This is a genomic window from Ramlibacter sp., from assembly GCF_035655895.1.
Taxonomy (GTDB): domain Bacteria; phylum Pseudomonadota; class Gammaproteobacteria; order Burkholderiales; family Burkholderiaceae_C; genus Ramlibacter.
This window is the reverse complement of sequence record NZ_DASRTN010000013.1, coordinates 358338-381409: the sequence shown is the minus strand read 5'-3', so window position 1 is coordinate 381409 and position 23072 is coordinate 358338. Positions and strand designations below refer to the sequence as shown.

Annotated in this window: 21 protein-coding genes; 12 read left to right on the top strand and 9 right to left on the bottom strand. The window is 70.2% G+C overall.

The window, feature by feature from the left end; translation table 11 throughout:
* Positions 1-8 precede the first annotated feature (8 nt).
* Entirely contained in the window at positions 9-362 is a 354-nt protein-coding gene (gene uraH / locus VFE82_RS16220) for a hydroxyisourate hydrolase (RefSeq protein WP_325001348.1), read from the bottom strand.
* A gap of 67 nt (positions 363-429) precedes the next feature.
* Here uraH and VFE82_RS16215 point away from each other — a divergent pair, with 67 nt between their 5' ends.
* Genes VFE82_RS16215 through VFE82_RS16200 form a run of 4 tightly spaced genes read left to right on the top strand, consistent with a single transcriptional unit; the run spans position 430 to position 5161 of the window.
* On the top strand, positions 430-1101 hold the full coding sequence (locus tag VFE82_RS16215; protein ID WP_325001347.1) for a GntR family transcriptional regulator: 672 nt from the start codon (positions 430-432) through the stop codon (positions 1099-1101).
* A gap of 46 nt (positions 1102-1147) precedes the next feature.
* Complete coding sequence (gene puuE / locus VFE82_RS16210; protein ID WP_325001346.1) at positions 1148-2125, top strand: allantoinase PuuE; 978 nt, start codon at positions 1148-1150, stop codon at positions 2123-2125.
* Positions 2126-2129: 4 nt separating this feature from the next.
* Complete coding sequence (gene uraD / locus VFE82_RS16205; RefSeq protein ID WP_325001345.1) at positions 2130-3917, top strand: 2-oxo-4-hydroxy-4-carboxy-5-ureidoimidazoline decarboxylase; 1788 nt, start codon at positions 2130-2132, stop codon at positions 3915-3917.
* Positions 3914-5161 carry a M20 family metallopeptidase gene (locus tag VFE82_RS16200; protein ID WP_325001344.1) on the top strand — a complete coding sequence of 416 codons (1248 nt, stop codon included), beginning with the start codon at positions 3914-3916 and terminating at the stop codon, positions 5159-5161. The genes uraD and VFE82_RS16200 overlap by 4 nt, the downstream gene beginning before the upstream one ends.
* A 135-nt stretch (positions 5162-5296) precedes the next feature.
* Here VFE82_RS16200 and VFE82_RS16195 read toward each other — a convergent pair whose 3' ends face one another.
* Entirely contained in the window at positions 5297-5563 is a 267-nt protein-coding gene (locus VFE82_RS16195; protein WP_135249388.1) for a GlsB/YeaQ/YmgE family stress response membrane protein, read from the bottom strand.
* A 333-nt stretch (positions 5564-5896) separates the two neighbouring features.
* Here VFE82_RS16195 and VFE82_RS16190 point away from each other — a divergent pair, with 333 nt between their 5' ends.
* The 6 genes from VFE82_RS16190 (at position 5897) to VFE82_RS16165 (ending at position 10633) form a co-directional block, all read left to right on the top strand.
* Positions 5897-6931, top strand: coding sequence for an ABC transporter substrate-binding protein (locus VFE82_RS16190; protein ID WP_325001343.1), 1035 nt, complete (start codon positions 5897-5899; stop codon positions 6929-6931).
* A 99-nt stretch (positions 6932-7030) separates the two neighbouring features.
* Positions 7031-7927, top strand: coding sequence for an ABC transporter ATP-binding protein (locus tag VFE82_RS16185; protein WP_325001342.1), 897 nt, complete (start codon positions 7031-7033; stop codon positions 7925-7927).
* Positions 7924-8691 (top strand): ABC transporter permease, encoded by a 768-nt coding sequence (locus VFE82_RS16180; RefSeq protein ID WP_325001341.1) that lies wholly within the window; start codon positions 7924-7926, stop codon positions 8689-8691. Before VFE82_RS16185 ends, VFE82_RS16180 begins: the two co-directional genes overlap by 4 nt.
* A 10-nt stretch (positions 8692-8701) precedes the next feature.
* Complete coding sequence (locus VFE82_RS16175; protein ID WP_325001340.1) at positions 8702-9532, top strand: urease accessory protein UreD; 831 nt, start codon at positions 8702-8704, stop codon at positions 9530-9532.
* Positions 9533-9658: 126 nt separating this feature from the next.
* Positions 9659-10120: a hypothetical protein gene (locus VFE82_RS16170; RefSeq protein WP_325001339.1), complete on the top strand. Its 462-nt coding sequence runs from the start codon at positions 9659-9661 to the stop codon at positions 10118-10120.
* Positions 10121-10363: 243 nt separating this feature from the next.
* A complete protein-coding gene (locus VFE82_RS16165; RefSeq protein ID WP_325001338.1) occupies positions 10364-10633 on the top strand; it encodes a hypothetical protein in 270 nt (89 codons plus the stop codon).
* A gap of 218 nt (positions 10634-10851) precedes the next feature.
* On the opposite strand, the gene urtE is transcribed toward VFE82_RS16165, so the two are convergent.
* From urtE to urtA, 5 genes are all read right to left on the bottom strand, one after another.
* Entirely contained in the window at positions 10852-11544 is a 693-nt protein-coding gene (urtE, locus tag VFE82_RS16160; RefSeq protein ID WP_325001337.1) for an urea ABC transporter ATP-binding subunit UrtE, read from the bottom strand.
* A 9-nt stretch (positions 11545-11553) separates the two neighbouring features.
* The gene (gene urtD / locus VFE82_RS16155) at positions 11554-12426 is read right to left on the bottom strand and encodes an urea ABC transporter ATP-binding protein UrtD (RefSeq protein WP_325001336.1); all 873 of its coding nucleotides are present in this window, start codon (positions 12424-12426) and stop codon (positions 11554-11556) included.
* Positions 12423-13562 (bottom strand): urea ABC transporter permease subunit UrtC, encoded by a 1140-nt coding sequence (gene urtC, locus VFE82_RS16150; RefSeq protein ID WP_325001335.1) that lies wholly within the window; start codon positions 13560-13562, stop codon positions 12423-12425. The genes urtD and urtC overlap by 4 nt, the downstream gene beginning before the upstream one ends.
* Positions 13562-15130: an urea ABC transporter permease subunit UrtB gene (gene urtB / locus VFE82_RS16145; RefSeq protein WP_325001334.1), complete on the bottom strand. Its 1569-nt coding sequence runs from the start codon at positions 15128-15130 to the stop codon at positions 13562-13564. The genes urtC and urtB overlap by 1 nt, the downstream gene beginning before the upstream one ends.
* A 115-nt stretch (positions 15131-15245) precedes the next feature.
* The gene (gene urtA, locus VFE82_RS16140) at positions 15246-16523 is read right to left on the bottom strand and encodes an urea ABC transporter substrate-binding protein (RefSeq protein ID WP_325001333.1); all 1278 of its coding nucleotides are present in this window, start codon (positions 16521-16523) and stop codon (positions 15246-15248) included.
* 249 nt (positions 16524-16772) lie between these two features.
* Between urtA and VFE82_RS16135 the strand changes: the two genes are divergently transcribed.
* Positions 16773-17924 carry a glycosyltransferase gene (locus VFE82_RS16135; RefSeq protein WP_325001332.1) on the top strand — a complete coding sequence of 384 codons (1152 nt, stop codon included), beginning with the start codon at positions 16773-16775 and terminating at the stop codon, positions 17922-17924.
* Between the two features lie 25 nt (positions 17925-17949).
* A complete protein-coding gene (locus VFE82_RS16130; RefSeq protein ID WP_325001331.1) occupies positions 17950-18579 on the top strand; it encodes a hemerythrin domain-containing protein in 630 nt (209 codons plus the stop codon).
* An 81-nt stretch (positions 18580-18660) separates the two neighbouring features.
* Here VFE82_RS16130 and VFE82_RS16125 read toward each other — a convergent pair whose 3' ends face one another.
* Together VFE82_RS16125 and VFE82_RS16120 are read right to left on the bottom strand one after the other, a co-directional pair.
* Positions 18661-19644 carry a response regulator transcription factor gene (locus VFE82_RS16125; protein ID WP_325001330.1) on the bottom strand — a complete coding sequence of 328 codons (984 nt, stop codon included), beginning with the start codon at positions 19642-19644 and terminating at the stop codon, positions 18661-18663.
* On the bottom strand, positions 19641-23003 hold the full coding sequence (locus VFE82_RS16120; protein ID WP_325001507.1) for a hybrid sensor histidine kinase/response regulator: 3363 nt from the start codon (positions 23001-23003) through the stop codon (positions 19641-19643). Before VFE82_RS16120 ends, VFE82_RS16125 begins: the two co-directional genes overlap by 4 nt.
* Positions 23004-23072: the final 69 nt, after the last annotated feature.

Sequence of the window (23072 nt, the reverse complement as noted above, 5' to 3'; positions counted from 1 at the left end):
GTTCCCGTTCATGATCCCCGGTAGGTCGAGTAGCTCCATGGGCTGACCAGCAGCGGCACGTGGTAGTGCTCCTGCGGCGCCGCGATCCCGAAGTCGAGCGACACACGGTCCAGGAACGCCGGGTCGGGCAGCGCGACGCCGCGCCCGCGGAAATACGCCGCCACGTCGAACACCAGCCGGTAGCGGCCGGCCTTCAGCTCGCCGTCCCGGTACAGCGGTCCGTCCGCGCTGCGGCCGTCGGCGTTCAGCGCGAAGCGGCGCACCAGCGCCGCCTGGCCGTCCTGCAGCGTGTACAGCTCGACGCCCATGCCCGCGGCCGGCGTTCCATGCATCGTGTCCAGGACGTGGGTGCTCAGGCCCATGCGGCGCTCCTCAATGGTCGACAGGAGTGTATACAGTTTTGCCCGGCCCGCTATCATCGCGCCTGCCATGCAGCCGTCCACCACCGCCGTCATCGCCCGCGAGCTGACCCAGGCCATCGCCGGGCAGCGGCTGCAGCCCGGCACCAAGCTGGCCGAGCAGAAGCTGGCCGACCATTTCGGTGTCTCGCGCACCCTGGTGCGGCAGGCCCTGCACCAGCTCGCGCAGAACCGGCTGGTGACGCTCGAGCCGGCGCGCGGCGCGTTCGTGGCGGCCCCGACGGTGGACGAGGCGCGCCAGGTCTTCGCGGTGCGGCGGATGCTCGAGGCCGAGATGACCCGCACCTTCGCACGCGAGGCGACGCCGGCCCGCATCAAGGCCCTGCGCGAGCACGTGGCACGCGAGAAGGCGGCGCTGGACGACAGCGACACGGCCGAGAGCATCGAGCTGCTCGGCGACTTCCACGTGCGGATGGCCGAACTCCTGGACAACGAGGTGCTGGCGCAGATCCTGCGTGACCTGATCTCCCGCAGCTCCCTCATCACGCTCATGTACCAGCGCGCCGGCGCCGCCCGCCACTCCCAGCAGGAACACGTGGAGATCGTCCGGGCGCTGGCCGGCCGCGACGCGGAGCGCGCGGTGCAGCTGATGGAGGAGCACCTGCGCCACGTCGAGGCCAGCCTGGCGTTCGACCGCCCGCGCCCCTCGAGCGACATCACCCAGGCGCTCGCGGCCGCATGAAGGCGGCCCGCGGCAGCCCAACACGCCACTGGAGGCGGAGAACCTTGTGAGCACCATCTACGACAGCACCGCCGCGTACCCGCGCGACCTGGCCGGCTACGGCCGCAACCCGCCGCATCCCCAATGGCCCGGCAAGGCCCGGGTGGCGGTGCAGTTCGTGCTGAACTGGGAGGAAGGCGGCGAGAACGCCGTGCTGCACGGCGATCCCGGCTCCGAGCAGTTCCTCTCGGAGATGTTCAACCCGGCCAGCTACCCGGGACGGCACCTGAGCATGGAAGGCATCTACGAGTACGGCTCGCGCGCGGGCGTCTGGCGCATCCTGCGCGAGTTCGAGAAGCGCCAGCTGCCGCTCACCGTGTTCGGCGTCGGCATGGCGCTGCAGCGCAGCCCGGAGGTGACGGCGGCCTTCGTCGAGCTCGGCCACGAGATCGCCAGCCACGGCTGGCGCTGGATCCACTACCAGGACGTGGACAAGACGGTCGAGCGCGAGCACATGCGGCTGGCCATCCGCACCATCGAGCAGCTCACGGGGCAGCGCCACGGCGCGCCCGGTGCCGTCCACGGCGCCGGCTGGTACACCGGCCGCGACAGCCCCAACACGCGCCGGCTGGTGGTGGACGACGGCGGCTTCGAATACGACAGCGACTACTACGGCGACGACCTGCCGTTCTGGATGAAGGTGCGTCGCACCGACGGATCGGTGGTGCCGCACCTGGTCGTGCCCTACACCCTGGACGCCAACGACATGCGGTTCTCGCTGCCGCAGGGGTTCTCGCAGGCGGAGGACTTCTTCGTCTACCTGCGCGACACCTTCGACGCGCTGTATGCCGAAGGCGACCCCGATGGCCTCGACCAGCCCAGGATGATGAGCGTCGGCATGCACTGCCGCCTGCTCGGCCGGCCGGGGCGGATCGTCGCGCTGCAGAAGTTCCTGGACCACGTGGAAAAGCACGACCGGGTCTGGGTCTGCCGGCGCATCGACCTGGCTCGCCACTGGAAGCTCATTCACCCCTACCGCGGTTGACCCGATGCCGATCACCCTCGACCAACTCAACGCCGCCAGCACCGACGCCGCCGCCGCGCTCCTCGACGGCCTCTACGAACACTCGCCCTGGATCGCCCGCGAGGCGCTGGCGCAGCGGCCGTTCCGCTCGCTCGCCCACCTGAAGCACGCGATGGCGCGCGTGGTCGATGGCAGCGGCGCCGAGCGCCAGCTGGCGCTGCTGCGCGCCCATCCCGAACTGGCCGGCAAGGCCATGGTCAGCCGCACGCTGACCGCCGAGTCGACCACCGAGCAGGGCAAGGCGGGGCTGGCCGACTGCACGCCGGCGCAGTTCGAGAAGATCCAGCGGCTGAACGCCGACTACAACGCGAAGTTCGGCTTCCCCTTCATCCTGGCGGTGCGCGGTCCGCGCGGCACCGGGCTGTCGCGCACCGAGATCCTGGACACCTTCGAGCGGCGGCTGGCCAACCCGGTCGACTTCGAGCGAGCCGAGTGCCTGCGCAACGTGCACCGCATCGTCGAGATCCGCCTGAACGACAAGTTCGGCGTGTCCCCGGCATCGGGCGAGCGGGTCTGGGACCAGCTGGAGCAACTGGCGCAGTTCAGCGACCCGGGCTTCAAGGACAAGGGGCAGCTCACCGTCACCTACCTCACCGATGCGCACCGCTCGGCGGCCGCCCGCATCGCGCAGGACATGCGGGAGGCCGGCTTCGACGAGGTGGCGGTCGATGCGGTCGGCAACGTGGTGGGCCGCTACCGCGCCCTGGCGCCAGGCGCCAAGGCGCTGCTGACCGGCTCGCACTACGACACCGTGCGCAACGGCGGCAAGTACGACGGCCGCCTCGGCATCTACGTGCCGCTCGCCTGCGTGCGCGAGCTGGCGGCTGCTGGCCGGCGCCTGCCCTTCGGCATCGAGGTGGTCGCCTTCGCCGAGGAGGAGGGGCAACGCTACAAGGCCACGTTCCTGGGGTCGGGTGCGCTGATCGGTGCCTTCGATCCGGCCTGGCTCGACCAGAAGGACGCCGACGGCATCACCATGCGCGAGGCGATGCACCACGCCGGGCTGCCCGGAACGCTCGAGGCCATCGGCGCCCTGCGGCGCGACCCGGCTGCCTACCTCGGGTTCGTGGAAGTCCACATCGAGCAGGGTCCGGTGCTGACGGAGCTGGACCTCCCGCTGGGCGTGGTCACCTCGATCAACGGCGGCGTGCGATACCTGTGCGAGGTCGTCGGCATGGCCAGCCACGCCGGCACCACGCCGATGGACCGCCGGCGCGACGCCGCCGTGGCGGTCGCCGAGCTCGCGCTCTTCGTGGAGCGCCGCGCCGCACGCGACGGTGATTCGGTCGGCACCATCGGCATCCTGAACGTGCCGGGAGGCTCCACCAACGTGGTGCCGGGACGCTGCCAGTTCACGCTCGACCTGCGCGCGCCCAACGACCCCCAGCGCGATGCCATGGTGGCCGACGTGCTGGCCGAACTGCAGGCGATCTGCGACCGGCGCGGGCTGCGCTTCACCACGGAGCGGACCATGCGCGCGGCCGCCGCGCCCAGCGACGCCCGCTGGCAGGCGCGCTGGGAGCAGGCCGTGCAGGGGCTGGGCGTGCCGCTGCACCGGATGCCCAGCGGCGCGGGCCACGACGCGATGAAGCTGCACGAGGTGATGCCGCAGGCCATGCTGTTCGTGCGCGGCCAGAACGCGGGCATCAGCCACAACCCGCTGGAGAGCACCAGCGCCGACGACATCGACCTGTCGGTGCAGGCGTTCCGCCTCCTGCTCGACCAACTTGCCCACGAGACGAGCGCCACATGACCGACCACCAACGACTCGACGCCTGGATCGACGCCCACTTCGACGAGGAGGTGCGCTTCCTGCAGGCGCTGGTGCGCGTGCCCACCGACACGCCGCCCGGCCACAACGCGCCGCACGCCGAGCGGACCGCGCAGCTCCTGGCGGAGTTCGGATTCGAAGCCGAGCGGCATCCGGTGCCCGACGACGACGTCAAGGCCTACGGCCTGCAATCGATCACCAACCTCATCGTGCGGCGCCGCTACGGCGACGGCCCGGTCGTGGCGCTCAACGCCCACGGCGACGTGGTGCCGCCCGGCGAGGGCTGGACGCACGATCCGTACGGCGGCGAGATCGACGGCGGCTTCCTGTACGGCCGGGCCGCGGCGGTGAGCAAGTGCGACTTCGCCACCTTCAGCTTCGCCGTGCGCGCGCTGGAGTCGCTGGCCGCACCGCTGCAGGGGGGCATCGAGCTGCACTTCACGTACGACGAGGAGTTCGGCGGCGAGATGGGACCCGGCTGGCTGCTGCGCAAGGGGCTGACGCGGCCCGACCTGATGCTGGCCGCGGGCTTCAGCTACCAGGTGGTGGTGGCGCACAACGGCTGCCTGCAGCTGGAGGTCACCGTGCAGGGCGAGATGAGCCATGCCGCCATCCCCGACAGCGGCACCGATGCCCTGCAGGGCGCCGTCCACATCCTGCAGGCGCTGTACGCGCTCAACCACGGGTACACGCAGGTGCGCTCCAAGGTGGAGGGGATCACCCATCCCTACCTGAACGTGGGCCTGATCGGTGGCGGCACCAACACCAACGTCATCCCCGGCAAGGTCACGTTCAAGCTCGACCGCCGGATGATCCCCGAGGAGGATCCGATTCAGGTCGAGGCCGACCTGCGCGCCACGATCGAAGCGGCCGCCCGCTCGTTCGCACCGGCCCGGGGTGGCCGCGGCATCCGGGTCGAGGTGCGGCGCATGCTGCTGGCCCGGGCGATGGTGCCGCTGCCCGGCAACCGGCCGCTGGTCCAGGCCCTGCAGCAGCACGGCCAGGCCGTGTTCGGCGAGCCGGTCCCCGCCGTCGGCACCCCGCTCTACACCGACGTGCGGCTCTACACCGAGGCCGGCATCCCGGGCGTCATCTACGGCGCCGGGCCGCGCACCGTGCTGGAATCGAATGCCAAGCGCGCCGACGAGCGCCTGGCGCTCGAGGACCTGCGCCGCGCAACCAAGGTGGTCGCGCGCACCCTGCTCGACCTGCTGCGGCGTCCCTGAAGCGCTGACGGGCGCCCGTGGCGGCCGGTGGCGCCTCCGCGCACGCCAAAAGGGGCGCGATACGCCTCTCTTGCGAGTGGCGTATCGCGCCCCCTTCCCGCGGACCCTTGTGGCCCGCAGCGGATCGTGGCCCGCTTAGCGGACGCGGCCGCGGCGGAACAGGTTCACGATGGCCAGCAGGATGACTGCGCCGACCAGCGACACCAGGACGGAGCCGATGCTGATGCCTTCGTTGATGGTGCCCACGCCCACCATCGGAGAGATCACCCAGCCACCGATGAAGGCGCCGATGATCCCGACGATGACGTTCAGCAGGATGCCCTGCTGGCCGTCGGTGCGCATGATCAGGCTGGCGAGCCAGCCCACGATTCCACCCACGATCAACCAAATCAGAAAGCCCATGTTGCACTCCTTGAAGCCGCGAACGGCGTGTTGTTGAAGCTGGCCGGCGTCTCTCGACTCCGACCCCCTGCCACCCCAATACCGGCAGCCGGTGATGGGCAATATGGTCGCGCCGCCAAAGCGCGGGCGTAGTCGGCCACACAGGCTCACCGTGCGGGCCGTTCCAGTGGAAACGTCAGACAACCCCTACCCGCGCTCGACTATTTCGCGGCCAGGTGGGCAGCGGGAAAGTCCGGAGGCAGCCGCGGCCCGCGGCAGGCACGATGGGTCCGCGGCATCGTTCTTGCTTCCGCCTTGTCGGCGAGCAGTTCCGCCTTTCGACTCCGAGGATCCATGAAGAAACGACATCTCCTGCAGACCGCCGCCGCCTGTGTGCTGGCGTCGGCATTCGGCGCCGCCACGGCCCAGACCACGCCCCTGAAGTTCCAGCTGGACTGGCGCTTCGAAGGGCCTGCCGCGCTCTTCCTCACGCCGGCCGCCAAGGGCTACTTCCGCGACGCCAAGCTCGATGTGACCATCGACGCCGGCAACGGCTCCGGCGGGGCCGTGACGCGCGTGGCATCGGGCAGCTACGACATCGGCTTCGCCGACCTGGCCGCGCTGATGGAATTCCACGCCAACAATCCCGACGCGCCGAGCAAGCCGGTGGCCGTCATGATGGTCTACAACAACACGCCGGCCTCGGTGATGGCGCTGAAGAAGTCGGGCATCCAGCGCCCCGCCGACCTGAACGGCAAGAAGCTGGGCGCCCCGGTGTTCGACGCCGGCCGCCGCGCGTTCCCGATCTTCGCCAAGGCCAACCAGGTCGGCAACGTGAACTGGACCGCGATGGATCCGCCGCTGCGCGAGACCATGCTGGCCCGCGGCGACGTCGACGCCATCACGGGCTTCACCTTCACCTCGCTGCTCAACCTCGAGGCGCGCGGCGTCAAGGCCAGCGACGTGGTGGTGCTCCAGTACCCCGACTACGGCGTCAAGCTGTACGGCAACGTCATCATCGTCAACCCCAAGCTGATCCGCGAGAACCCGGCCGCCATCCGGTCGTTCCTCTCGGCGTTCACCCGCGGCGTGAAGGACGTGATCGCCAACCCCAAGGCCGCGGTGGCCGACGTCAAGGCGCGCGACGGCATCATCAACGCCGACCTCGAGACCCGCCGGCTGCAGCTGGCCATCGACACGGTCATCAACAGCGCCGACGCGCGGGCCGAAGGCTTCGGCCAGGTGAACCCGGCGCGCCTGTCGCTGATGGCGTCGCAGGTGTCCGACGCGTTCAACACCAAGACCCGCGTGAACCCCGAGGCGGTGTGGAACGGCTCGTTCCTGCCGGCCCGGGCCGAGCTCAACGTCCTGCCGGCACCGAAGAAGTAGAGGATCGCAGGCAGAGGGTTCCCGGGCGAGCCCGGTCCCTGCAGGCGGCGAGGCCGTGCCCGCCGCCTGCCAGGGCAAGACCGTCCTGCCGCAACGCACATGGAACATTTCGTCGACTTCCAGGACGTCTGGCTGGCCTACAACGAGGAGCAGCTGCGGCAGAACCACTTCGCGGTCGAGGCCATCGACCTGAAGGTGCGGCAGGGCGAGTTCATCGCCATCGTCGGGCCTTCGGGCTGCGGCAAGTCCACCTTCATGAAGCTGGCCACCGGGCTGAAGATGCCCAGCATGGGCCGCATCCGCATCGACGGCCAGCCGGTGACCGGCCCGCTCAAGGTGTCCGGCATGGCGTTCCAGGCCCCCTCGCTGCTGCCCTGGCGCACGACCGTCGACAACGTGCTGCTGCCGCTGGAGATCGTGGAGCCGCACCGCGGCCGCTTCAAGGCGCGGCGGGCGGAATACGAGGAACGTGCCCGCGCCCTGCTGCGCAAGGTCGGCCTGGGTGGCTACGAGGACAAGTTCCCGTGGCAGCTGTCCGGCGGCATGCAGCAGCGCGCGAGCATCTGCCGCGCGCTGATCCACGAGCCCAAGATGCTGCTCCTCGACGAGCCGTTCGGCGCCCTCGACGCGTTCACCCGCGAGGAGCTGTGGTGCATCCTGCGCGACCTGTGGACCGAGCAGCGGTTCAACGTGATCCTGGTCACGCACGACCTGCGCGAATCGGTGTTCCTCGCCGACACGGTCTATGTCATGAGCAAGAGCCCGGGCCGCTTCGTCGTGCGCCGCGAGATCGACCTGCCACGCCCGCGCGAGCTGGAGGTGACCTACACGAAGGAGTTCACCGACATCGTGCTGGAACTGCGCGGGCACATCGGGGCGATCCGCGGCGGCGCCGGCGCACCCGCGGCTGCGGCTGCGGGTGGGTTGCCGGCCGGCGTGCGCGCTGGGGCCGGCCGTCCGGTCGCGGCGGCGCCCGGGCCGGAGGTCGCGCCATGAGGAACCGGCGCCTGGAACAGTGGTCGCCCTGGATCCTGCTGGTGGCCGTGATCGTCGTCTGGCAGCTGGTGTGCTCGGCGTTCGGCGTGTCGGAGTTCATCTTCCCGAGCCCGCTGCGGATCTGGAACCAGCTGCTGGAGTTCCGCGGCACGATCGCCGCGCATGCCTGGCGCACCTTCTGGGTCACCATGGCCGGCTTCGGCCTGGCCATCGTGGTCGGCGTGCTCCTGGGCTTCCTGATCGGCAGTTCGCGCCTGGCCTATGCGGCCGTCTACCCGCTGATGACGGCCTTCAACGCGCTGCCCAAGGCGGCCTTCGTGCCGATCCTGGTGGTCTGGTTCGGCATCGGCATCGGCCCGGCGATCCTGACGGCGTTCCTGATCTCGTTCTTCCCGATCATGGTGAACATCGCCACCGGCCTGGCAACGCTCGAACCCGAGCTGGAGGACGTGCTGCGGGTGCTGGGCGCCAAGCGCTGGGACGTGCTGGTCAAGGTCGGCCTGCCGCGTTCGATGCCGTACTTCTATGGCTCGCTCAAGGTGGCGATCACGCTGGCCTTCGTGGGCACCACGGTCTCGGAGATGACCGCGGCCAACGAAGGCATCGGCTACCTCCTGATCTCGGCCGGGTCGGCGATGCAGATGGGCCTGGCATTCGCCGGGCTGATGGTGGTCGGCGCGATGGCCATGGTGATGTACGAGCTGTTCAGCTTCGTCGAGCGGCACACCACCGCCTGGGCCCACCGCGGCTCCCAGGGCCAGTGAGCCGCTAGCGATGGGGTGGCACGCCAGCCTGCGGCTGGACCTGGCATCGGAGGCAGGGCGCAGCGTCGCGCGCTTCGCCCACGAGGGGCCGCTGCGCATCCTGCAGACGCTGTACCCGGAGGGCGACGCGATCTGCCACAACGTGCTGGTGCACCCGCCCGGCGGCCTGGTCAACGGCGACGTGGTCGACGTGCGCATCCGGGTCGCTGCCGGCGCGCATGGCCTGCTGACCACGCCAGGCGCCGGGCGCTTCTACCGCTCCGAGGGTCCGGCCGCGGTGCAGCACACCCGCATCGAGCTGGCCGAAGGCGCGCGATTCGAGTGGCTGCCGCTGGAGACGATCTTCCACAGCGGCTGCCATGCCGAGAACCGCGTCGACCTGCGGCTGGCCCCGCACGCGGAGCTGGTCGGCTGGGACGTGTGCGCCCTGGGCCTGCCCGCCTCCGGACAGCCCTTCGAGCGCGGCCAGGTGCTGCAGCACCTGGCCCTGGAGGACGTCTGGCTCGAACGCGGCTGCCTGCGCGCGGACGACCGGCGGCTGATGGACGGCCCGCTGGGGCTGGCCGGGCACCGCTGCCTGGGCACGCTGTACTTCGCGACCGGCAGCGAGCTGGGACGCGAGCGCCGGGAGCTGGCCCTCGAGGCGGCCCGCTCCGTGATCGCCGGGCATCCGTTGGCGCGCACCGCCGGTGCCACCAGCCCGTGCGGGCGCGTGGTGGCGGTCCGCGTCCTGGCGCCCCTGGTGGAGCCGGCCATGGCGCTGCTGCGGGCGATCCGTTCGGCCTGGCGGACGCAGCTGTGGCAACTGCCTGCGACGCAGCCGCGGCTCTGGTCCCTGTAGCGGGCCTGCCGGTTCCGTCCTACCTGCCCCGTTGCCTTGCGCCGCCCCGCGGGTGGCCGCTCTTCCGGCAACCGCGCGCCGGGTGCCTGCCTATCCTGCAGGCATCGAGAATCGCAAGGAGTCCCCGTGAAAGCCCAACGACGCGCGCCCCGTTCGCGCAAGAGCCTGGTCGGCTTCGGCGCCGCCGCCGTGCTGGCGATGACGGCGGCCACCGCGCAGGTCGTGGCCGAGGCCCAGACCAGCGGGAGCCCCCAGCAGCAGCTCCAGGCCTGCATGGTCGCCAGCGCGCAGGACCGCGAGGCCTGCCAGCGCGAGATCCGCAACGCGCAGGCCGACCAGCGCCGCGGCGGGCTGGTGGTGCCTGGCGCCGACTTCCAGGCCAATGCCGCCGCCCGCTGCGCGCCGCTCGGCGGCGAGGACAAGGCGGCCTGCCAGGCCCGGGTGATGGGCTATGGGGAAACCAGCGGCAGCGTGGCCGGTGGTGGCGTGCTGCGGTCGGTCGAGACGGTGGTCATGCCACCCGGGCAGAGCGAGATCACCGTCGAACCCAAGACCGCGGAGCCGGTCGTCATCGTCCCGGCGCGCTGACGCCGCGCTCCTGGCAATCCACCGGGACCGGAGCGCGCGGCCGCGACCGTTCGGCACGCCATCGCCTTGCGACCGGTCCTCTGGCGTCTGCCCCACCGTCGCGCGAAGGCGACGCATATTCGTAACAGTCCGTTCTGTGGGAACTGTCCGACAGGCGCAGCCGTGTCCGCCGCTAGCCTGTGCAGTGGTCTGCCCCAGGATGTGGCAGGCGCCATCCAGGAGGGCGAAGGCCCGGGAGTACCGATGAGAGAGCAGGAATCGAGCAAGCAACCGGTGGACGCTGCCCGCAAGCAGGCGGCAGCCCCGGGGGAGACCGCTGCTGGCGCCCAGGCACGGCACGGGTACCGCAACGAAGTCACGTGGGAGGGCGGCTCCGGCCGCCAGCCTTACAGCAACCAGGGCCGACGCGAAACGCCGAGCCCGGCTGCGGGCCACGAGGTGGCCGAAGGCAACCGCGGCGCGCGTTCGGGGACGAACCTGGACCAGCTCGAGCGAGTCAAGTCCAAGCCCTGAACGGCGCGCCGGGCGTTCCGCGTCAGATGACGTGGAACAGCATCAGCAGCACGACCACGGTCAGCGGGACGCCGAGCAGCCAGAGAATGACGGGCATGTGATCTCTCCTTGGGTTGTCGATGACCCAAGGTACCGCCCGGGCGGGCGTCCGATTGCCGGGCAGGTGCTGCAGCCGCGGTAGGCTGCCGCCGAATGCAGCTGTCGTCGGGCGGCTGGCGTCAGATCGCGACCAGCCGGCGCACGCCCTGCGCTTCCATGTCCCGCCCCTCGCCGCGGGCCACCACCTCGCCCCGTTCCATCACCACGTAGTGGTCCGCCAGTTCCTGCGCGAAATCGTAGTACTGCTCGACCAGCACGATGGCCATGTCGCCGCGGTCGGCCAGCATCCGGATCACCCGGCCGATGTCCTTGATGATGCTGGGCTGGATGCCTTCGGTGGGCTCGTCCAGCACCAGCAGCCTGGGGCCGGCCGCCAGCGCCCGCGCGATCGCCAGCTGCTGCTGCTGCCCGCCGGAGAGGTCGCCGCCGCGGCGCCCGCGCATCTGCCGCAGCACCGGGAACAGCTCGAACAGCTCGCCCGGGATCGGCGTGCCGGCCGGGCGCCCGGCCAGGCCCATGCGCAGGTTCTCCTCGAGCGACAGCCGCGCGAAGATCTCGCGACCCTGCGGCACGAAGCCGATGCCGGCGCGGGCACGCTGGTAGGGGGTCCACTGCTGGATCGGCCGGCCTTCCAGCTCGATGCTGCCGGACTTGATCGGCACCAGGCCCATCAGCGACTTGAGCAGCGTGGTCTTGCCCACGCCGTTGCGGCCCAGGACCACGGTGACCTTGCCACGCTCGGCGGTGAGCGAGACGTCGCGCAGGATGTGCGAGCCGCCGTAGTACTGGTTGACGTTCTTGACGGAAAGCATTGCGGCTCCTCAGCGGCCCAGGTAGACCTCGATCACCCGCTCGTCGTTCTGCACCTGGTCGAGCGAGCCTTCGGCCAGCACCGATCCTTCGTGCAGCACGGTGACCTTCTCCGAGATGGTCCTGATGAAGCCCATGTCGTGTTCCACCACCATCAGCGAGTGGCGCCCCTTGAGCGACAGGAACAACTCCGCGGTCCGCGCGGTCTCGTCGTCGGTCATGCCCGCCACCGGCTCGTCCAGCAACAGCAGCCTGGGGTCCTGCATCAGCAGCATGCCGATCTCCAGCCACTGCTTCTGCCCGTGGCTGAGGGTGCCGGCCAGGCGGTTGACGCTGGGTGCGAGGTGGATGGTGCGCAGCACCTCGGCCAGGCGGTCGGCCTGCGCTGAATCGAGCCGGAAGAACACCGAGGCCTTCACGCCCTTGTCGGCCTTGAGGGCGAGCTCGAGGTTCTCGAACACGGTCAGCTGCTCGAACACCGTGGGCTTCTGGAACTTGCGGCCGATGCCCAGGCCGGCGATCTCGGCCTCCTTGTAGCGCAAGAGGTCGATGGTGCTGCCGAAGAAGACGGTGCCGCTGTCGGGCCGGGTCTTGCCGGTGATGATGTCCATCATCGTGGTCTTGCCCGCGCCGTTGGGGCCGATGATGCAGCGCAGCTCGCCCGGCGCGATGTCCAGCGACAGCTTGTTGATGGCGCGAAAGCCGTCGAAGCTGACGCACACGTCCTCGATGTACAGGATGCGGCCGTGGCTGACATCCACCTCGCCCGCGCGCACGGGGTGGGCGAAGCCGGCGGCGCGCCCGCCGGACTCGGTCTTGCCGGGAGCCGCGGACGCGCGGGCTGCGGCGCGGCGCGCGCCCTCTTCCATCAGGTCCGGCGTCATGCGGCATTCCTCTTGAGCTTGCGGACCAGCCCAGCCACGCCGTCCGGCAGGAACAGGGTGACGACGATGAACAGGCCGCCCAGGAAATACAGCCAGATCTCCGGCGCGCTCACCGTCAGCCAGCTCTTGGCACCGTTGACCAGGAAGGCGCCGACGATCGGCCCGATGAGGGTGGCGCGCCCACCCACCGCCGCCCACACCGCGATCTCGATCGAGGCGGCCGTGCTCATCTCGCCGGGATTGATGATGCCCACCTGCGGCACGTACAGCGCGCCGGCCACGCCGCACATGGCGGCCGACAGCGTCCAGATCGCCAGCTTGTAGCCCACCGGGTTGTAGCCGGAGAACATCACGCGGGTCTCGGCGTCGCGGATCGCCTGCAGCACCCGGCCGAACTTGGCGTTGACCAGCCAGCGCGCCAGCAGGAAGAAGCCGAGCAGCGTCAGGCCGGTGACCACGAACAGGGTCATGCGCATGCCCGGCGTCTGCAACGGGATGCCCAGGATGCGCTTGAAGTCGGTGAAGCCGTTGTTGCCGCCGAAGCCGGTCTCGTTGCGGAAGAACAGCAGCATCGCCGCGTACGTGAGTGCCTGCGTGATGATCGAGAAATACACGCCCTTGATGCGCGAGCGGAACGCGAAGAAGCCGAACACGAAGGCGACCAGGGCGGGCACCGCCACCACCAGCACGCAGGTGGCGACGAAGCTGTCGGACAGCTGCCAGTGCCAGGGCAGCGCCTTCCAGTCGAGGAACACCATGAAGTCCGGCAGGTCGCTCTTGTAGTTGCCGTCGCGCCCGATCTGGCGCATGAGGTACATGCCCATCACGTAGCCGCCCAGCGCGAAGAACAGGCCGTGGCCCAGCGACAGGATGCCGGTGTAGCCCCAGATCAGGTCCATCGCGAGCGCGCAGATGGCGTAGCACATGATCCGCGCCAGCAGCGCCACCGCGTATTCGCCCATGTGGAACGGGCTGTCGGGTGGCACGACCAGGTTGAGCACCGGCGCGAGCGCGCAGACGGCGATGAGCGCCAGCAGGAAGGCGGCCCAGCCACCACGGCCCAGCAACGGCAGCGGCGCGGGCAGGACGGTGCCGGACACGGCGGCCTGGGCGACGACGGAAGGAGCGCGATCCATCAGGCCTCCGCACTGCGGCCACGGACCGCGAACAGGCCCTGCGGCCGCTTCTGGATGAAGACCACGATGAAGACCAGCACGGCGATCTTGGCCAGCACCGCGCCGGCCCATCCTTCGAGGAACTTGTTCAGCACGCCCAGACCGAGCGCGGCGTACACCGTGCCGGCGAGCTGGCCGACGCCGCCGAGCACCACCACCATGAACGAGTCGACGATGTAGGCCTGCCCCAGGTCGGGGCCGACGTTGCCGATCTGGCTCAAGGCGCAGCCGGCCAGCCCGGCGATCCCCGAGCCGAGCGCGAAGGCGTACATGTCGACGCGCGCCGTGTTGACGCCCATGCACGCGGCGATGGGGCGGTTCTGCGTGACGCCGCGCACGAACAGCCCGAGTCGGGTGCGCGAGATCATGAAGGCCATGCCCAGCAGCACGGCGAAGGCGAAGCCGACGATGACGATGCGGTTCCAGGGCAGCTGCAGGTTGCCCAGCACGGCAACGCCACCGCTCATCCAGCGCGGGTTCTCCACGCCGACGTTCTGCGCGCCGAACAGCGTGCGCACCAGCTGCATCAGCACCAGGCTGATGCCCCAGGTGGCCAGCAGCGTCTCCAGCGGACGGCCGTACAGGAACCGGATCACGCCGCGCTCGAGGACCGCGCCCACCAGCGCCGAGGTGGCGAACGCGACCGGGACCGCCGCCACCAGGTACCAGTCGAAGGCGCCCGGCAGGTACTGGCGGAACAGGCCCTGGACGACATACGTCGCGTAGGCGCCGATCATCATCAGCTCGCCATGCGCCATGTTGATCACGCCCATCAGGCCGTAGGTGATGGCCAGGCCGAGCGCCACCAGCAGCAGGATCGAGCCCAGGCTGATGCCGGAGAACAGCGCCCCCAGGCGGTCGCCCCATGCCAGCGCGGCATCCACCTCGCGCAGCGAGGCCTGCAGCGCGGCTTTCACGTCGGCTTCGGATTCCTCGCGCAGGCGTTCGACCAGCAGCGTCTTGGTGGCGGGGCTTCGGCTGCCGGCCAGCAGCCGGGCCGCGGCCAACCGCTTGTCCTTGTCGCTGCTGCCCAGCAGGGCGGCGGCACGGACCAGGGCGAGCTGCTCCTTGATGCCGGCGTCCTGCTCGGCCGCGTAGGCCTTGTCCAGCAGCGGCAGCTTGGACTCGTCGGCCTCGCGCTGCAGCGCCTGCACGGCTTCGGCGCGCCGCCGCACGTCGGGCGAGAACAGCTTGAGTGCGGCGAGCGCGGTGTCGATCTCGCCGCGCATGCGGTTGTTGCTGACCACGTCTTCCGCCTCGGCCGGCACGTCCACCGGGGCGCCGGTGGCGGGATCGGTGCCCTGGCCGTCGCGGACGATGAAGACCCGGTCGCCGGCCGTCTTCACCGCGTCGTCGGCCAGCGCCTGCAGGTAGGCGGCGGTGCGGTCGTCAGGGGCGGCCACGGCCCTGTTCAGGGCTTCGATGCGGGCATCGCTGTCGCCGACGGCGATGGCGCGGGCCTCGTCGGGGGTGAGCGCTTGCGCGTGGACGGCCCATGTGGCCGCAAGGAGGAGGAGGAGTCGCTTCATGCAGGAACCTGTGGAATGGGCGGCACGCCACCCATTGCGCAGGGACCGCGCGGCGCCGCGGTGTCGTGGCGCCACGCGCCGGGCGGGACCGACCGGCGGCCCGCCCGTGGCGCGATCAGGAGCGGCTCTTGCCGTCCGGCTCGTCCTTCTTCTTGTCGTTGCCCTCGATGTAGGGCGACCACGGCTTGGCCTTGACCGGGCCGGGCGTCTTCCAGACCACGTTGAACTGGCCGTCGGACTTGACCTCGCCGATGAACACCGGCTTGTGCAGGTGGTGGTTCTTCTCGTCCATCTTGGCGGTGAAGCCGGACGGCGCCTTGAAGGTCTGGCCGCCCATCGCGGCGATCACCTTGTCGACGTCGGTGGACTTGGCCTTCTCGACGGCCTGCTTCCACATGTAGACGCCGATGTAGGTGGCCTCCATCGGGTCGTTCGTCAGCGGCTTGTCCTTGTGGCCGGCGATGTTCTTGGCCTTGGCGTACGCCGCCCACTTCTTGGTGAACTCGTCGTTGGTCGGGTTCTTGACCGACATGAAGTAGTTCCACGCGGCCAGGTGGCCCACCAGCGGCTTGGTGTCCACGCCGCGCAGCTCCTCCTCGCCGACCGAGAAGGCGACCACGGGCACGTCCTTGGCCTTCAGGCCGGCATTGCCCAGTTCCTTGTAGAACGGCACGTTGGAGTCGCCGTTGATGGTGGAGATCACCGCGGTCTTGCCGCCGGCCGAGAACTTCTTGATGTCGGCGACGATGGTCTGGTAGTCGCTGTGGCCGAACGGCGTGTACTTCTCGTCGATGTCGCTGTCCTTGATGCCCTTGGACTTCAGGAAGGCGCGCAGGATCTTGTTGGTGGTGCGGGGATAGACGTAGTCGGTGCCCAGCAGCACGAAGCGCTTGGCGCCGCCGCCTTCCTTGCTCATGAGGTACTCGACGGCCGGGATTGCCTGCTGGTTGGGCGCTGCGCCGGTGTAGAACACGTTCTTGGACAGCTCCTCGCCCTCGTACTGCACCGGGTAGAACAGCAGGCCGTTGAGCTCCTCGACCACCGGCAGCACCGACTTGCGGCTGACGCTGGTCCAGCAGCCGAACATCACGGCGACCTTGTCCTGGGTCAGCAGCTGCTTGGTCTTCTCGGCGAACAGCGGCCAGTTGGACGCGGGATCCACCACCACCGGCTCGAGCTTCTTGCCGAGCACGCCGCCCTTGGCGTTGATCTCCTCGATCGCCATCAGCGCGGTGTCCTTCAGGACGGTCTCGGAGATCGCCATCGTGCCCGACAGGCTGTGCAGGATGCCGACCTTGATGGTGTCGCCGGACTGCGCGAAGGCCGGAAGGGTGGCGGTGCCCGCCAGGGCCACCGCGGCGGTCAGCGCCTTGAGGGTGAATCGTCTTTGCATCAGCTGCTCCAGGAAAGGAAAGTGGTCCGGGTTGGTGTCCCCGCTGCCGCGCGTGCGACGGCTGGGATGGGGTCCACTCTAGGCAGCCGATGAGGTGCGGCCAATACGCCGCATGGCGTACGGCCGCGCACGTTGTGCGCGGCAGTGCAGCAAAAAAGCCCTGCTCCTACAGGGGCTTGGCCGGGGGCTCGGCATCATCGTCCGGCACGCCAGTTGCCCACCCATGGGCACCGAAACCAGGAGCCGCCAATGCAAACACTGATCGTCTTTTCCCACCTGCGCTGGAACTTCGTCTACCAGCGCCCGCAACACCTGCTGTCCCGCCTGGCCTCGCGATGGCGCGTGGTGTTCGTGGAAGAGCCGGTGCCTGGGGAAGCCGAGCAGCGCCTCGAGAAGTTCTCGCCCACCGACGGGGTGGAAGTCTGGCGGCCGCACGTCACCGCCGACGCGCCCGGCTTCCATGACGACCACATCTCCATCCTGCAGAAGTTCATCCAGGACGCCATCCGCGAGGAGAAGATCACCGACTACTGGGTCTGGTTCTACACGCCCATGGCCGTGCCGCTGGCTGCCGAGCTCGAGCCGCGCGGCATCGTGTACGACTGCATGGACGAACTGACCCTGTTCAAGCACGCGCCGCGGCAACTGGTGCAGCGCGAGAACGTGCTGTTCCGCGACGCCGACCTGGTGTTCACGGGCGGCCCGAGCCTCTACAACTCCAAGAAGAACCGGCATCCGAGCGTGCACTGCTTCCCCAGCAGCGTCGACGCCAAGCACTTCAGCTCGGCCAAGGGCGACCATCCGCTGCAGTCCGGCCTGGGCCGGCCGCGCCTGGGTTACTGCGGGGTCATCGACGAGCGCATCAACATGGAGCTGATCGACGCGATGGCGACGCGCCACCCGGACTGGCAGATCGTCATGGTCGGCCCGGTGGTGAAGATCGACCCGAACGGCCTGCCCCGGCACGCCAACATCCACTGGCTCGGCCAGCAGAGCTACAACGACCTGCCGTCGTTCATCAACGGCTGGGACGTGTGCCTGATGCCGTTCGCCCTGAACGAGGCGACCCGCTTCATCAGCCCGACCAAGATGCTGGAGTACATGGCCTGCGGCCGCCCGTCGGTCAGCACGTCGATCCGCGACGTGGTGGAACCGTACGGTCACGTGGTGTCCATTGCCGACACGCCGCAGGACTACGTGGCGGCCTGCGAGGCGATCCTTGCCCGCACGCCGGAGCAGCAGGCGGCCCACTCGGCCGAGCTGGCCCGCGCCATCGCCCGCACGTCCTGGGACCGCACCGCCCAGGCCATGGCCGCCCTGATCGAGCAGGCCGACCGTGCCCGCAGCGAGAGCGAGGCCGCCGACGAATCCGAGGGCGCCACCCTCGCCCGGGTCGCCTGACCGGCCGCACGCCAGGAGGACCACCATGGCTTCCATGCTGAGCAGGATGTCGCCATCGATCACCAACATGATCCGGATGGACCACACGCACGTGCTGGCCGCGTTCCACCAGTACCAGGTCGACACGCCCGCGCGCGTGAAGAAGGGACTGGCCGACAACATCTGCCTGGCGCTCGAGGTCCACGCGCAGCTGGAGGAAGAGATCTTCTATCCGGCACTGCGCGAGGTGTCGCCCGATGCGACGCTGGAGAAGTCCAAGCCGGAGCACAACGAGATGCGCGACCTGATCGCGCGCCTGCGTGCGCTGCAGCCGACCGATCCGGCGTTCGACACCACGCTGTTCGACCTCATGCGCGTGGTGATGCACCACGTCGCAGACGAGGAGACGCAGCTGCTGCCGAAGGCCGAACGCCTGCTGTCCGGGCAGCTGTCCGAGATGGGCGCGCGCATGACGCGCCGCCGCCTCGAGCTGATCGGCCCGCGCAGCGGCGAGCTGGCGGGGAGCATGGCGCGTTCGATGAGCGCCGGCACCATGCTGGCGGCGGCGGGCGCGGTGGCCGCCGCCGGCGGGTTGCTGCTGGCGCGGCGCACGGGCGCTTCGGCCGCCTCGAGCCGCGGCGCCGGCTGGTTCAATCCGGCCCGCTGGGGCCACTGACCTTCCGGTTCCCCACGGCGCCCGCCTTGGGTCGCGCCGCTGCCCGCGGCGTGTGTCGCGGCGGCCGGCCGCCGCGCCGGCCTACTCCCCGAACCCGGGCTGCAGCTGCCGGATCCGGTTCATCGCCATCCCGGCGGCCGCGGTGCGCGTCTCCACGCCCAGCTTCGCGAAGATCCGCTCCAGGTGCTTCTTCACGGTGGCCGGACTCGACCCCACGATGTCGGCGATGTCGCGGTTGATCTTGCCCTTCACCACCCAGTAGAGCACCTCGGCCTCGCGCGCGGTGAGCTTGAACGACAGGCTCATGGCCTCGATGACGCCGGCGTCCGACACCTCGCGCATCACGATCAGCCACTCGCCGCCCTCCTCGTCCTGGCCGATCTGCTGGTGCAGGCGGAAGCTCAGGCGCCGGGCGCCCTGCTCGATCGTCAGCCGCGGCGGCTCGATCTGCTGCATGGCGTCGCGCAGGTGCCGCCGCAGCCACTCGACCACGGGCTGCGGCGCCTGGGGCTGCGCCGGCGCGGGGGCGATGCCGCAGTAGGTGGCGAGCAGGTCGCGCGCGAGCGGGGTCTGCCAGAGCAGGCGGCCATCCGCGGCGCGCACCGCGATGCTGGCGTAGCCGAAGGCGTCGAGTGCGTTGCGTGTCTGGCGCGCCTGCCGGGCTCCACGCATGTGCACGTGCATGCGGGCCAGCACCTCCTTGGGCTTGATCGGCTTGGTGACGTAGTCGACGCCGCCGGCCTCCAGGGCCGCCACCAGGTGCTCGGTCTCGGTCAGCCCCGTCATGAAGATGATCGGGATGTGCGCCGTGCGGGGCTCGGCCTTGAGGCGACGGGCCACCTCGAAGCCGTCCATCCCCGGCATCATCGCGTCGAGCAGGACGATGTCGGGCACTGCCTGCGCCGCACGGGCCAGGGCGGCGCCACCGCTGGTGGCGACCAGCACCGTGTAGCCCGACTCGTCGAGCGCATCGTGCAGCACCGCCAGGTTGTCCGGGACATCGTCCACGATCAGGACGACCTCGCTGTTGGAGCGGTCCAGGGCCTGCTCGACGCTGGCGCTCATTTCCCGGTCTCCGCGGCGGACACGCCCGCTTCCGCCAGCCGGCGGGCCAGTGCGTCGAACTCGAAGGCGCGCGCCAGCGCCCGCAGGCCCTGGCAGAACGCCGCCGCCTCGGGCTGCGACGCCGCGATCTGGTCCAGCTTGTTCAGCACCCCGCGCGGGTAGCCCAGGTGCACCAGCTGTGCGAGCGCCTGCAGGGACTCCGCGTCGGGCAGCGGCCCGGAAGCGGCCGCAGACGCCGGCGGCAGCACGGCCGGCGCGGCGGCTTCCAGCCAGCGCAGCCCGAGCGCCCGCTGCAGCCAGCCGAGCAGCTCGGGGTGGCGCACGGGCTTGACGATGAAGTCCTCGGCCGGGACGCCGACATCGTTGTCCAGGCCCTTGTCGAACGCGTTGGCCGAGACGATCGCCACCCGGGCCCGCAGCGGCCCGAGCTGGCGCGCGCGGCGCAGCGTCTCCCAGCCGTCGATGCCCGGCATGGCCAGGTCCATCAGGATGGCATCGGGATCCAGTCCGGCCGCCAGCAGGTCCAGCGCGTCATGGCCGCTGGCCGCGGTGCGCAGCTCGAACCCCAGCGGTTCGAGCAACTGCACCAGCAGCTCACGGTCCGGTTCCTCGTTGTCGACCACCAGCACGCGGCGCCGCGGGCCCTCGTAGCCGGCCGGCCGGGCGGCGGCGCTGACCACGCGGCGCGGGCCATGCACCTGCGGCAGGAACAGCCGCACCAGGAACACCGCCCCGCGGCCCGGCTGGCTCTGGACGGTGAGCTCGCCGCCCATCAGGTCGGTCAGCATCTTGGCGATGGTCAGGCCCAGGCCGGCGCCCGGCGCCGAGCGGCCGGCACCCTCGCCCCGGGCGAACGGCTCGAACACCCGTGCGATCTCGGCGGCCGACAGACCGGGGCCGGTGTCGGCCACCTCGATGTCCGCCATCTCGCGCGCATGCCGCACCCGCAGCGTGACCTGGCCCTCGGTGGTGAACTTGACCGCATTGCCCAGCAGGTTGATCAGGATCTGGCGCACCCGCTTCTCGTCGGCCCGCACCGTCTCCGGAATGGTGCCCTCCACGTCGAAGCGGAACGCCAGCCCCTTGGCGGCGGCCTGCAGCTCGAACAGGCCGGCCATCTCGTGCACGCTGTCGGCGAACTGCATCGGCCCGACGTCCAGGCGCAGCTTGCCCGCCTCGATGCGGGCGATGTCCAGCGTGCCCTCGATCAGCGACAGCAGGTGCTCGCCACCGCGGCGGATGACGGTGACGGCCTGCCGGCGGTGCAGCGGCAGGTTCGGGTCCTCGCCCATCAGCTGGGCGTAGCCGAGGATGCTGTTGAGCGGCGTGCGCAGCTCGTGGCTGATCGCGCCGATGTAGCGGCTCTTGGCCTGGTTGGCCTGTTCGGCGGCACGCCGGGCCTCGTCGGCCACCCGCTTGGCCTGCTGCAGCGCCTCGTCGGTCTGCCGGTGCGATTCGATCTCCCGCATCAGCAGGTGCGTCTGGCGGTTGGACTCCTCCTGGGCGACCTGGCGGCTCTTGTGCGCGAGCACCAGCCACCACGCCACGATGCCCGCGATCACCAGCAGGGCGACGTACGCCTTCAGGAAACCGGCCGACAGCGACTGGCGCGCAGCCGTGGCGACCCCGGCGGCCAGCGCCTCCAACGCACGCAGCTCCTGGTGGTACAGCAGCGCGAACACCGACGCGAGCAGCGGCACGATCACCAGCATCAGCAGCAGGAAGTGCGCGAGCCCGGTGTCCAGGTACGGCCAGATGCGCTGCGGCAGGAGCGTGCGCAGCGTGGCCGACCATTGCCAGGCCAGCCGCGCGCGCGGCTTGCAGGCGTCGCCGCAGCGTGCGTCGAGCGTGCAGCACAGCGAACAGATGCGGCCCTGGTAGGCGGGGCACTGCGCCATGTCGGGCGCCTCGTACTGGCGCTCGCACACCACGCAGCGGTGCAGCGCCGCCGGGTCGGCCGCAGGCTCCTGCGGCCGGGCGAGGTAGTAGCGGCCGCCCGTGGCCCAGGCGATGGCCGGCGAGGCCACGAAGGCGACGCCCATCGCGATCAGGGCGGAGAAGGCCTGCGCCACCGGTCCGAACGCGCCCAGCCACGCCGCCACCGACGTGGCCGACGCGAGCGCCATCGCGCCCACCCCGACCGGGTTGATGTCGTACAGGTAGGCCCGCTTGAACTCGATGCCGCGCGGCGACAGCCCGAGCGGCTTGTTGACCACCAGGTCCGCCACCACCGCCATGATCCAGGCGATGGCGATGTTGGAGTACAGGCCCAGCACGTCGCCCAGCGCCTGGAACACGTTCATCTCCATCAGCATGAAGGCGATCAGCGTGTTGAACACGACCCACACCACCCGCCCGGGGTGGCTGTGGGTCACGCGCGAGAAGAAGTTCGACCAGGCCAGCGACCCGGCGTAGGCATTGGTGACGTTGATCTTCAGCTGCGACACCACCACGAACAGCGCGGTGGCGGCCACCGCCCAGCCATAGCGCGGGAACACGTACTCGTAGGCCGCCAGGTACATCTGGTTCGGATCGACGGCGCGATCGGCCGGCACCATGTGGCTGATCGCCAGTGCGGCGAGCAGGGCGCCACCCAGCATCTTGAGCACGCCCAGCACCACCCAGCCGGGGCCGCCGGCCAGCACGCCGAGCCACCAGCGCACCCGATTGCCCTCGGTGCGCTGGGGCATGAAGCGCAGGTAGTCCGCCTGCTCGCCCATCTGCGTGATCAGCGCGATGCCCACGGTGAGGGCGGCACCAAAGCTGTGCAGCTGGAACCCCGCCGTGCCGCTTTTTTCCCCGATGTAGTGCGAAACCGCCGAAAAGGCACCAGGATCGCGCGCGAGCACGAAGGCGAAAGGCACCACGAGCATCACCAGCCAGAGCGGCTGCGTCCACACCTGCAGCCGGCTGATGGCCGAGACGCCATGCGTGACCAGCGGGATGACGACCAGCGCGCAGACCAGGTAGCCCCAACGGGGCGGGATGCCCAGCGCCAGCTCCAGCGCATAGGCCATCACGGCGGCCTCCAGCGCGAAGAAGATGAAGGTGAACGAGGCGTAGATCAGCGAGGTGACCGTGGAGCCGATGTAGCCGAAGCCGGCCGCGCGGGTCAGCAGGTCCATGTCGACGCCGTGCCGCGCCGCGTAGATGCTGATCGGCAGGCCGGCCAGGAAGATGATCACGCCGGTGGTGACGATCGCCCAGAAGGCATTGAGGAAGCCGTACTGCACCAGCAGCGTGGCCCCGACCGCCTCCAGGATCAGGAACGAGGCCGCGCCGAACGCGGTGTTGGCGACCCGCAGCGTGGACCAGCGCCGGAAGCGCTGCGGCGCGTAGCGCAGCGCGTAGTCCTCCATGGTCTCGCGCGCCACCCAGCTGTTGTAATCGCGGCGCACCTTGACCACGCGTTGCGGCGCGTCGGCCGG